This is a genomic window from Paenibacillus sp. MAH-35, from assembly GCF_058135425.1.
In genome coordinates this window covers 286625-298092 of record NZ_JBYUPU010000004.1, presented here as the reverse complement: position 1 = coordinate 298092, position 11468 = coordinate 286625, and the positions used below count along the sequence as shown (strand labels likewise).

Annotated in this window: 11 protein-coding genes; 4 read left to right on the top strand and 7 right to left on the bottom strand. The window is 56.6% G+C overall.

Features of this window, described 5'->3' with window-relative positions:
• Positions 1 to 189 (top strand): hypothetical protein (locus AC3Y2E_RS06125; protein WP_379208223.1); only part of this gene is annotated, 189 nt, incomplete at its 5' end.
• A 420-nt stretch (positions 190 to 609) separates the two neighbouring features.
• Here AC3Y2E_RS06125 and yidD read toward each other — a convergent pair.
• Both yidD and AC3Y2E_RS06115 read right to left on the bottom strand, forming a co-directional pair.
• Positions 610 to 849 (bottom strand): membrane protein insertion efficiency factor YidD, encoded by a 240-nt coding sequence (gene yidD / locus AC3Y2E_RS06120; protein ID WP_190930104.1) that lies wholly within the window; start codon positions 847 to 849, stop codon positions 610 to 612.
• Positions 850 to 1026: 177 nt separating this feature from the next.
• A complete protein-coding gene (locus tag AC3Y2E_RS06115; RefSeq protein ID WP_379208221.1) occupies positions 1027 to 2013 on the bottom strand; it encodes an ABC transporter substrate-binding protein in 987 nt (328 codons plus the stop codon).
• 258 nt (positions 2014 to 2271) lie between these two features.
• Between AC3Y2E_RS06115 and AC3Y2E_RS06110 the strand changes: the two genes are divergently transcribed.
• The 3 genes from AC3Y2E_RS06110 (at position 2272) to AC3Y2E_RS06100 (ending at position 5267) form a co-directional block, all read left to right on the top strand.
• Positions 2272 to 3282 carry a FecCD family ABC transporter permease gene (locus tag AC3Y2E_RS06110; protein WP_379208219.1) on the top strand — a complete coding sequence of 337 codons (1011 nt, stop codon included), beginning with the start codon at positions 2272 to 2274 and terminating at the stop codon, positions 3280 to 3282.
• Positions 3279 to 4316, top strand: coding sequence for a FecCD family ABC transporter permease (locus AC3Y2E_RS06105; RefSeq protein ID WP_379208216.1), 1038 nt, complete (start codon positions 3279 to 3281; stop codon positions 4314 to 4316). The genes AC3Y2E_RS06110 and AC3Y2E_RS06105 overlap by 4 nt, the downstream gene beginning before the upstream one ends.
• A 129-nt stretch (positions 4317 to 4445) precedes the next feature.
• Positions 4446 to 5267 carry an ABC transporter ATP-binding protein gene (locus AC3Y2E_RS06100; RefSeq protein ID WP_379208214.1) on the top strand — a complete coding sequence of 274 codons (822 nt, stop codon included), beginning with the start codon at positions 4446 to 4448 and terminating at the stop codon, positions 5265 to 5267.
• A gap of 232 nt (positions 5268 to 5499) precedes the next feature.
• Here AC3Y2E_RS06100 and AC3Y2E_RS06095 read toward each other — a convergent pair whose 3' ends face one another.
• The 5 genes from AC3Y2E_RS06095 to AC3Y2E_RS06075 form a co-directional block, all read right to left on the bottom strand.
• On the bottom strand, positions 5500 to 6558 hold the full coding sequence (locus AC3Y2E_RS06095) for a Gfo/Idh/MocA family protein (RefSeq protein WP_190930053.1): 1059 nt from the start codon (positions 6556 to 6558) through the stop codon (positions 5500 to 5502).
• Positions 6559 to 6833: 275 nt separating this feature from the next.
• The gene (locus AC3Y2E_RS06090) at positions 6834 to 7637 is read right to left on the bottom strand and encodes a pyruvate, water dikinase regulatory protein (RefSeq protein ID WP_332075612.1); all 804 of its coding nucleotides are present in this window, start codon (positions 7635 to 7637) and stop codon (positions 6834 to 6836) included.
• Positions 7638 to 7655: 18 nt separating this feature from the next.
• The gene (locus AC3Y2E_RS06085; protein ID WP_223836834.1) at positions 7656 to 8297 is read right to left on the bottom strand and encodes a helix-turn-helix transcriptional regulator; all 642 of its coding nucleotides are present in this window, start codon (positions 8295 to 8297) and stop codon (positions 7656 to 7658) included.
• Positions 8298 to 8447: 150 nt separating this feature from the next.
• Positions 8448 to 11171 (bottom strand): pyruvate, phosphate dikinase, encoded by a 2724-nt coding sequence (gene ppdK / locus AC3Y2E_RS06080; RefSeq protein ID WP_379208210.1) that lies wholly within the window; start codon positions 11169 to 11171, stop codon positions 8448 to 8450.
• The gene (locus AC3Y2E_RS06075) at positions 11164 to 11328 is read right to left on the bottom strand and encodes a GapA-binding peptide SR1P (protein WP_190930050.1); all 165 of its coding nucleotides are present in this window, start codon (positions 11326 to 11328) and stop codon (positions 11164 to 11166) included. The genes ppdK and AC3Y2E_RS06075 overlap by 8 nt, the downstream gene beginning before the upstream one ends.
• Positions 11329 to 11468: the final 140 nt, after the last annotated feature.

The following is an 11468-nucleotide window of genomic DNA, read 5'->3' as shown; positions in this document are numbered from 1 at the left end:
GGTTTTGGTTTTGGTTTTGGTTTTGGTTTTGGTTTTGGTTTTGGTTTTGGTTTTGGTTTTGGTTTTGGTTTTGGTTTTGGTTTTGGTTTTGGTTTTGGTTTTGGTTTTGGTTTTGGTTTTGGTTTTGGTTTTGGCTCTCGCTTCCGTTTCCATTTTCCGTCATGTTCCAATCCTCCCTTATACGAATGATCGAATAACGCGGTATTACAGCCATTATAACGAGCCCCGCCTTCCATTTCTTTGTTTTTTAGAACGGTGTTTTTGTTCTTTATCCCGAAAATTCCAGATCCGCCCAAATGGTAAAACCGGTTCTGCCGCTTGCTTCGGGTGCTTCCGGCTTTTGGACTTTCGGACAAAATAAGATGTACAAACCACTCTTATTCGGTTCCACCCAGCTATAAGCAGGGCAGATTGTCGAGCGGCCATTCGCAATGAGTACTTCCAGCACTTCCAGCACATGCGGCACCTGCGACACTTGCTGAACATGCCGACTCGACAAAGGGGCTGCCCCTTGCTCCCTTTGGTACGGCGAAGAACTTAAACATTCCGCCGATCTAACAAAAAAAGGAGCGGCAAGATGGCCGACTCCTTCTTGGCGCCCCTGAAATTTCAGGAACGTTTTATTCCACTGTCCGCCCGCGGAGGCACATGATCCACTCCTCCGGGATGAAACGGATGGCATTTGCAAATGCGTTTGACCGCCAGCCAGCTGCCTTTGGCCGGTCCGTGCACCTCAATCGCTTCCAGCGCGTAGGCGGAGCAGGACGGGTAAAACCGGCACGTCGGAGGCTTCAGCGGCGATATCCATCTCCGGTAAAACCGGATCGGCAGCTGGAGCGATTTGCGCATCACGAGACGCCGTCTGCTCTCCGTCCGATGTTGGTTCTGATCCGCGCTCAATGTCCCTGTCTCCTCTCCGGTCTTGCTTCGTAACCTAATAATGCCCGAAAAACGGATGGCGGTCAACGAAACCACAAAGGACGGTCACCCCGGATTCGTACCGGGAACCGCCCTTCGTTTCCAGCCTTATTTTTGCACTTCGTAAAATTTGTACAAGTCGTCAAGCAGCAGGTTGGCCGCCTTGACGCCACCGGCCGTATTCCAGATCGTATCGCTCACCTTAAACGCCTTTTTGTTTTTGACGACATTTAAGTTGTTCCAGAGCGGGTCTTTGATCCATTCTTCTTCCATTTTGGAAGCTTTGCCGTCTCCCGTCTCATAAGTGAAGTAGAACAGCACGTCGCCTTCCATGTCCGGAATGCGTTCTTTTGTAACATCGTCCGCAAACGTTTCTTTATTTTGCTTCTCCGGACGGGCAATGCCGATCTGCTTGAAGATAATTCCGGCAAACGTATCGTTGTAGTAAATGCGGGCGGTCGCCGGCATGAAGCGGACGAGCGATACTTGCTGCTTCAGCTTGTCTCCCGCTTTTTTCTTCAAATCCTCGACGCGCTTGTCGAAGTCGGCGATCACTTTTTCGCCTTCGGCTTTTTTGTTCACCGCTTCGGCGTACAGCATGAAGTTATTTTTCCAACTGCCTCGCAGATCGGTGGAATAAACGGTAGGAGCGATTTTGCTCAGCTGGTCGTATATTTTCTCGATCCGCATTTTGTTGCCGATGATCAGATCCGGTTTCAGAGCGGCGATCTCCTCGATATTCGGCTGGCTTTCGGTGCCGACGTTTTTGACGCCTTCCATCTCGGATTTGATATGATCGTACCACGGTTCGCCGACCCACGATTTCACCGCTCCGACAGGTTTGACGCCAAGCGCCAGCAAAGCTTCCGTACCTTCGTTGGTCAAGATGACGACTTTTTTCGGCGTAGCCGGAATCGGAGTTTCTCCCATCGCGTGCTTGACCGTATAACCGGCCGACGCTGCTCCTCCGCTTGCTGCTGAGCCGGTTCCCGCCGGGTCCGGCGCTTTTTTATCCGAACAACCTGCGAGTGCGACAGCGGCGCCGATGACAGCTGTCAGTACGAGGCTGCCGAGTCGTTTTTTATGATGAACCATACCTTTTTCCCTCCACATATATCGATATGTACAATACCGACCCCATAGTGATAATGATTATCATTAACAAAAAATTATGATACACTCCGGCCCTTGACTTGTCAACTAAAAAATGTTTCCTTTTTATCGGAAATCAGAGAAATTTAGTTGCCCCAACCGGTGAGAATGAATATCAAATTCATTGACAGAACACCCGGTATCCCCTACACTGAACGATGTAGACTTTATGCGGTTTTTCCTACTAGAAAGAGGCCATCTATGTCATCGCTAATCAGAAGCGTTAACGGCAAGCTGTTCGGGATTGCGGTTGCTCTTGTCTTGCTTGCTCTAGCAGTGTACGCAAGCATCGTATACGGAGTAATCAGCACAAACTGGCGGACGGCTGTCGACGCTTACTTTCATTTTAACGGCTCCAACGAACATATCGTCATCAAGGAGCATCGCGTCCCGCGCGCGCTTATCGCCGCTGCCGTAGGAGCGAGTCTCGGGATAGCCGGGGCGCTGCTGCAGGCGCTGACGAAAAATCCGCTGGCCGACCTGGGCCTAATGGGCATCAACTCGGGGGCGGGACTGGCGATCGTATGCGGCGTTACCTTTTTCTCCGTCAGCTCGTTAAGCGACTACACCTGGATCGCTTTCCTCGGATCGGTCGCAAGCGGAATCGTCGTATACGTCCTCGGCTCGGCGGGCAAGGACGGTTTGTCCCCGCTTAAGGTTACGCTGGCCGGGGCCGCCGTCACCGCACTGGCTTCGTCGATGATCCACGCGCTGCTCCTGATCGATAAACGCAATATGGAAGAAGTTCTGTTCTGGCTCGCCGGGTCCGTTCAAGGCCGCAAGCTGGAGCTGCTGCTGGACGTGCTGCCTTTTATGGCCGTCGCCTGGATCGGTTCAATTATCGTATCCGGTCCCGTGCATACGCTGCTGCTCGGCGACGACGTCGCCAAAGGGCTCGGACAACGTACGCTGCTTGTAAAAGCCGCTGCCGGCCTGATCATTATGACCTTGTGCGCCGCCTCGGTCGCCGTAGCCGGTCCGATCGCCTTCATCGGGCTCGTGACTCCTCATATTTGCCGGACCTTAATAGGAAACGATATTCGCTGGATCATTCCTTATTCCGCCTTTGTCGGAGCGATTCTGCTGATCGCGGCCGATATCGCCGGACGGTTCATCGCCATGCCGGGCGAGATGCCGATCGGTGTCATGACCGCTCTGGTCGGAACGCCGTTTTTCGTCTATGCGGCGCGTAAGGGGTGGTCGAAGCGATGAGCAAATACGTCACATTTCGCAGCAAAAAGCTCCGCGCTTCGGGGCTGTTGGATAAGAGAGCTTTGCTCGTTACGACTGTTCTGCTTGTGCTGGCCTTCGCCGTCGTTATTGTCAGCTCGGCGATCGGCTCGCTTAAAATACACCCGTGGTCGGTCGTACAAATTTTTCTCGGAATGGGCGATGAAGCGGAAGCGACCGTCGTCCTCGAATTTCGGCTTCCAAGAATATTAACCGCCCTGCTCGTAGGCATGCTGCTTGCCGCAGCCGGAGCCATCCTGCAAGGAATGATCCGCAATCCGCTCGCGTCCCCCGATATTATGGGCATTACCGGCGGAGCGTCGGCAGCGGCCGTGCTGTTCATTACGCTGCTGCCAGCGGCCAGCATCGTGTACTTGCCTTTCACCGCTATGCTCGGGGCTGTAGCGGCAACTGTGATCATCTATATCCTCGCCTGGAAAAAAGGCGTATCCGCCATGCGGCTCGTTCTGGTAGGCATCGGGATCGAAGCAAGCATGAAGGCGTTAACGACGCTGCTGATCGTCAAAAGCCCGTTTTACTCGTCGAGCAAAGCGCTCACTTGGCTGACCGGTACCGTATACGGCTCCGGCTGGGGCAACGTCTGGACGCTGCTAATCTGGTCCGCGGTATTATTTCCGCTCGCCTTTGCGATGGGACGAACGCTGAATGTGATGCAGCTTGGGGATGATACGGCTTCCGGCGTCGGCAGTCGGGTCGGACGCGATCGTCTGCTCCTGCTCGCCCTGTGCGTAGGAACGGCCGGAGCGGCCGTTGCCGTCGGCGGAGCGATCGGTTTCGTCGCCCTGCTGGCGCCGCATATCGCGCGCAAGCTCGTCGGCCCTTCGTTCGGAGGACTGCTGCCGGCGTCCGCTTTGATCGGAGGGATCATCGTGACCGCCGCCGATCTGATCGGCCGAACCGCATTTGCGCCACTCGATTTGCCTGTCGGCATCTTCACCTCCTTGATCGGAGCGCCGTTTTTCTTATACCTGTTGTACAAAAACCGCAACGCATAAAAACGGCTGCGAAATCATGTACCTGCTATTTGGCAGCGTATGCTTGCCGGCTCTGACAAGCTATTCACCAAGCGGGAATTTCGCAACAGTTACTAAGCTTGCTCACTCAACCAAACGGGAGGATATACGATGAAAGCTCTCGAAACGAACCGGTTAACGCTCTCGTACGGCGAGCAGCCGATTATCGAAAATCTCGACCTGACGATTCCGAAAGGACAAATTACGGTCCTCATCGGCGGTAACGGCTCTGGAAAATCGACCCTGCTCCGTTCGATGGCCCGGCTCTTAAAGCCGGATTCCGGAGCTGTCCTGCTGGACGGCGCGAATATCTCGTCGATGTCGACCAAGGAAGTGGCCCGGCAGCTGTCGATACTGCCGCAGGGACCTTCGGCGCCGGAAGGGTTGACCGTACTCCAGCTCGTGAAGCAAGGGCGCTATCCGTATCAGTCGTGGCTGAAGACATGGTCCGAGGAAGACGAGCGGATGGTGAAGCGCGCGCTTAAGGCGACAGGTACGGAGGAACTGGCGGAAAGAGCGGTGGATTCACTGTCAGGCGGTCAGCGGCAGCGGGCGTGGATCGCGATGACGCTCGCCCAAGGGACGAGGACGATCCTGCTGGACGAACCGACGACGTATCTCGATTTGACCCACCAGATTGAAGTGCTCGACCTGCTGTTCGAGCTGAACGAGCTGGAGAACCGGACGATCGTCATGGTGCTTCACGATATTAATCTTGCCTGCCGTTATGCGCATCATATCGTGGCTGTGAAAGACAAGACCGTATACGCCTGCGGCAAGCCGGAGGAGATCGTCGACGAACAGCTGATCCGCCACGTGTTCGAGATGGAATGCCGGATCGTGTCCGACCCGGAGTTCGGGACGCCGATGTGCATCCCGCTCGGCCGGGGACGCGATATCGGAAAACGCAAGAAGGCTCACGCTACCGCTTGAAGCCAGACGGACCCGCGAAGCTCATGGGCAGTACGGCAATTGGTCCTGGTTTACGAACCCGAGCCTCTTTTGCCAGCCTCTGGCGACTGCCATCGCTGTCATTTTCAAAGCTCAAAGTCGCTTTTCCTCATAAACCAATACGCAAAAACGCCCCCATCTCACAAAAAGATCGGGGCGTTTCTCACATTCATTCTTCCATAATGAAGCCATTCGCGGACACAGAGCCGCAAGATCAGAAATAAATCTCTTTGCCCTGCTCCGCGGATTCGTAAATCCCGCACAAAATTTTCATCATCTCGACCCCGTCGTCGACGGAGCTGTCCGGCGTCGTGCCGTTCAGGCAGCAGGAGACGAAATGATTGATTTGATTTTGGAACGCTTCGGTTACGTTCAGCTTGAGCGAGTTGACTTGAGGGGTCACATTCAGGATCGTATCGTATTTCTCGGTTACGATCGTGATCTCCGGCTCGATTTCGGCTCCGCCTTTCTCGCCGAACAGACGAACCGACACTTCGTTTTCCTTCGCGTGCAGCGAGAAGCTGACGTCAACCATCAGCGAAGCGCCGTTCTCAAACCGTACGATCGCGTTCGCCATATCCTCGACCGTATTTTTGCTGGCATCGTAATCGGCCGCCTTGTAGAAATTCAAATTTTGGACGTTGGCGCGGTTGCCGAGCTTGTAGTACGTATTGCCGCTGACCGACTTCACTTTCGGACGGCCCATCAAGTACCAGCACAGGTCGATCATATGCACGCCGAGATCGATCAGCGGACCGCCGCCGGAGCGGGACTTGTCCGCGAACCAGCCGCCCGGATTGCCGAGACGGCGGATGCACGACGCCTTCGCATAATAAATCTCGCCGAAGTCGCCGTTGTCGATAAACTGCTTCAGCATTTGCGTATTGGCCCCATGGCGGCGGACATAGCCGACCTGAACCTGCTTGCCCGTACGGCGTACCGCCTCCTGGACGCGCAAAGCCTCCTCCACCGTCGTGCTGAGCGGTTTCTCCACCAGCACATGCTTGCCTGCATTCAGCGCCGCAACGGCCAAATCGGCATGCGTATTGTTCCAGGTACAGATGCTGACCGCTTCCAGCTCGGTGTCGGCCATCATCTCCGCAATATTCGTGTAGACCCGGGCGAACCCGTATTTGTCAGCCAACGCTCTTGCCCGCTGCTCATTCAGATCACATACGGCGTGCATCACGACGTCCGGGTTGTTTTTGTAAGAACCCATATGCAGTTCGGAGATCGATCCGGCGCCGATAACGCCCACTTTCAGCTTGCTCATCTCGAAAAATCCCTCACTTTATCCGATTGTCTTTTAGAGGTTGTTCAAAAAGTCCGATTTTGATCACGAAGCCGATCTGGAAGCGTACTCGACATCGAATATGGAACTCAGCCGGAACTTCCGGTGCTCGCGTAGCTTTCGCTAGCTCCGCTCCTCATTTCCTTGCTTCATCCCATCTTCTCGGTGCTGAAAACCGGACTTTTTGAACTCGCACTTTTACCCTTTTCTAGGATAAAGGAGAGGGGCGGGATAGACAACCTTTATTTTCGCCGTTATTACAAGTAACCGAGTATAACTCCGGCCGTCTCTTCGATCGCCTTATCCGTGACGTCGATGATCGGGCAGCCGATCCGTTTCATAATATCGTGAGCGTATTCGAGTTCTTCCGATATGCGCTGCAGCGTTGCGTATTTGGCTCCGTACGGAAGTCCGACGGCGCGCAGCCGCTCGGTGCGGATCTTGAGCAGCTGCTCGGCGTCCATCGTGAGTCCGACCACCCGGTTGCCGGGCAGCTGCAACAGCTGCTGAGGCGGCTTCACTTCCGGCACGAGCGGGAAATTGCCCACCTTATAGCCTTTATGAGCCAAAAAGATACTGAGCGGCGTCTTGGACGTTCTGGACACCCCGATCAGCACGATATTCGCCTGCAGCAGCATGTTCGAATCCCGGCCGTCGTCGCACTTCACGGCAAACTCGATCGCTTCGACCCGGCGGAAATAAGCGTCGTCCATCTCATGCAGCAGACCCGGCTTCCGCTTCGGCGAATCGTTGAACGTATCGATAAACGCCTGCATCATCGGTCCCATAATATCGACGGCCCGCACACCGAGCCGGATCGATTCTTCCTTCATCATCTCGCGCAGCTCCGGCTGGACGAGCGTGAAGGCGACGAAACCGCCGCTGCCCGCCGCCTCCTCCATCAGCAGACGAATCTCGTCTTCGTTGCGGATATGCCCTACCCGCTTGATCTTTACCTGGTGCGCGTCAAACTGGCGAATCGTCGCTCTCACTACCGCTTCCGCCGTCTCACCAACCGCATCCGAGCAAATGTATATGACCTGTTGGCGTTCTCCGGTCATCTCTGCTCCTCCTATCTGTTACGTTTCCACCGTACCGGTCCAGCCGATCAGCAGCTTGGTCATCGTCGTCTTCGTGATGCGGCCGATTACTTCCCATTTGCCGGCATCGTCCGGATGGCGGACGACGACAGGCAGGCTGTCCACCTGATGATCGATCATTTTACGCCCGGCTTCGATGACCGTCTCCTCGGGTGAGGCGGTCACGACGTTCGGATGACGCGTCATCACGAGACTGACCGGCATCGTGGAAGCACCCGGATTGCCAAGCGTCACTTTGAGCAAATCTTTTCTGGAGATTACCCCGAGCAGCGCGCTCGATTCGTCGGCCACGATCAGAGAGCCCACGTTCTCCATAAATAACGTCACGACCGCATCGTTCACGGTAGCCGATTCGCGGATGATGACCGGCAGCGACTGCACGTCCTTCACTTTCAGCTCCGCGGCGTCCGGCGTTCCGCTCGCTTCGCGGGAGGACGCTTGTCCCGGGAAATAGCCGACCTTCGGCTTCGCGTCCAGCGTCCCGAGCATGACGAGAAGGGCCAGGTCGGAACGGATCGTCGGCCGGCTCAGCTTGAGCATCTCGGCGATCTGCTCACCGGTAATCGGCGCGTGCTGACGCACGAGCCGGACAATCTCCATCTGGCGCTGAGATAATTGCATAACAGCCCTCCTTCGAACGGAAAGCCGAAAGCGCAAGCTTTCGGCTCATCCGAAATCCCTATCTCTTATGTTAGCTTGGAATCGGGACAAATGCCACTGTCGTGCGGCAACTTTTTGCAGCTCCCCCGTATCAAGGCGAGCATTCCGTTCTTATCTGCCCGCCGCAACCGCTACGCGCGCGGCCGCCGGCTGCCGCTCCACCGGCCCTAGAGCGAGCCGCGCCTGAGCGGCGGCGATGCGGGCGAGCGGAATCCGGTAAGGCGAGCAGCTCACATAATCGAGCCCGGCCTGATGGCAGAAAAAGATCGACTCCGGATCGCCGCCATGTTCTCCGCATACGCCTGTCTTCAAATCGCCGCGTACCGCTTTCCCTTGTTCCAGCGCCCATTCGATCAACTGACCGACGCCGTCGCGATCGAGCGTCTGGAACGGGTTGGCCGGGAGCAGCTTATGATCGACATAGTGGGTCAAAAACTTGCCTTCAGCGTCGTCCCGGCTGCAGCCGTACGTCATCTGCGTCAAATCGTTCGTGCCGAACGAGAAGAAATCGGCGCACTCGGCGATTTGCGCGGCGGTCAGAGCGGCCCGGGGCACTTCGATCATCGTGCCTACCTTGTACGGGCAGCGGCTTAACAGCTCGCCCAGTACGTTTTCCGCCGTATGTTCGATACGCCCCCGCAAAAACCGGAGCTCGTTCACATGGCCGACAAGCGGAACCATCACTTCGGGCCATACGTGCACGCCTTCCCGGATACATACCGCAGCGGCGCGGAACACCGCTTCCGTCTGCATATCGTATATTTCCGGGAACAAGACGCCAAGCCGGCAGCCGCGCTGACCGAGCATCGGGTTCGCCTCGTGCAGCGACCTCACCTTGCGAAGCATCGTCTCCAGCTCCGCCGCCTGGCTGCGCAGCTCTCCGGACGGATCGCCGCCGCTGCGGATGTCGGCCGTCAGTTCCGCAGCGCGCGCCCGAAGCTCATCAGCGTTCGGCAGAAACTCGTGCAGCGGCGGATCGAGCAGCCGGATCGTAACCGGCAAGCCGTCCATCGCGCGGAACATCCCCTCGAAGTCTTCCTGCTGCATCGGCAGCAGCTTCACAAGCGCCGCTTCCCGTTCCTCCTTCGTCTCCGCAAGAATCATCTCGCGGACAGCCGGCAGCCGCTCCGGCGCCAGGAACATATGCTCGGTTCGGCACAGGCCGATCCCTTCCGCACCGAATTCGCGGGCTTTCGCCGCATCGGCAGGATTGTCCGCATTCGCCGCGACGCGAAGCGTCCGGATGCCGTCCGCCCATTCGAGCAGACGGGACAGCTCCGCTGACATCTCTCCCGCCCGCAGCGGCACCTCGCCGCGGATCACGCGTCCCGTAGAGCCGTCGATCGATATCGGATCGCCTTCGCGAATAATCGTCTCTCCTGCGCGAAGCTCGCGCGTATCCGCGTCGATCCGGACTTCCTCGCATCCGCATACGCAAGGCTTGCCCATACCGCGGGCGACAACGGCGGCATGACTCGTCATCCCGCCGCGGCTCGTAAGTACCCCCTCGGCTGCCAGCACCCCGTGAATATCTTCCGGGGTTGTCTCTGACCGGATCAGAATAACCCGTCGGCCGGCCTTGGCTTTCTCCTCCGCCGTATCCGCATCGAATACCGCTTCCCCCGTCGCCGCGCCTGGCGAAGCCGGAAGCCCTACGGCCAATACGTCGAGCACGGCATCGGCCGGTATTGCCGGATGAAGCAGCTGGTCGAGATGTCCGATCTCGATCCGGTCTATCGCTTCTTCCTTAGTCAAGATCCCCTCGTCGACCAGATCGACGCCGATCTTCATCGCCGCCTGCGCGGAACGTTTGCCCGTGCGCGTCTGCAGCAGGTACAACGTGCCGTGCTCAACCGTAAACTCGATGTCCTGCATATCGCGGTAATGCCGCTCCAGCCGCTCCGCAGTATGCTTCAGACTGGCGAATACATCCGGCATATCCCGCTCCAATTCGGCGATCGGCAGCGGCGTACGGACGCCCGCGACGACGTCTTCGCCCTGCGCGTTCGTCAAGTATTCGCCGTACAGCTGCTTCTCTCCCGTAGAAGGATCGCGGGTAAAAACGACGCCGGTTCCGCAATCGTCCCCTTTGTTGCCGAATACCATCGCCTGAATGTTAACCGCCGTTCCCTGCTCGTCGGGAATCCGGTTCACTTTGCGGTAGACGCGTGCGCGGGAGTTGTTCCACGAGCGGAATACCGCTTCCACAGCCAGCTGCAGCTGCTCGTCGGCCGATTGCGGGAACGGCTTGCCGCTTTTGGAAGCGATCAGCTCCTTATAGCGGTCCACCAGCTGTTTCCAGCCTTCGGCGCTGACGTCCCGGTCATGCTCCACGCCGCAGCTCGTTTTCGTCTCATGCAGCAGCTTCTCGAAACGGATCGGCTCGATGCCGAATACCACGTTGCCGAACATCTGGATTAGCCTGCGGTAGCAATCGTACGCGAAGCGCGGATTTTGTGTCGCTTCCGCCACTCCGCGTACCGTAACGTCGTTTAGACCGACATTAAGGATCGTATCCATCATGCCCGGCATGGACGACACGGAACCGGATCGAACCGAGACGAGCAGCGGACGTGCAGCGTCGCCGAACTGTTTATTCTGCTTCTTCTCCAGCTCGCGCAGGGCAACGTTCACTTCGTCCATCAGCCCGGCCGGCAGCTGTTCGCCGGAAGCATAATAGTCGCGGCAAGCTTGAGTCGTTATCGTAAATCCGGGAGGCACCGGAAGCCCGGCCCGGGTCATCTCGGCCAAGTTCGCTCCTTTGCCGCCCAGCTCCATCTTCATTCCCGCATGTCCTTGCTCGAACGATTGTACCAGTCCGTTTCCGTTAATCATGTTCGATATCCCCCTGTCGCTTTCCGTTCCGGCAAGAATCCTCGCGGCAGCAGCCGTAAAGCACCGTCACCTTTTCGGTTTCCACTTCGTCAATCCAACGGCCGCAATGCTGACATACGATAAGACCTAACTTAACGCTTTGACCGATCGGTTTCATGCCGGATCGCCTCCATATTCGAATAGTTTGTCATTATTAAAATGCCACTTGCGAATTCCTCATATAATACATACCATAAAATTATTTATGACACAATATATATTTGCGCAAAATCCAAAAATGTTTCGCAGGCGTTCTTT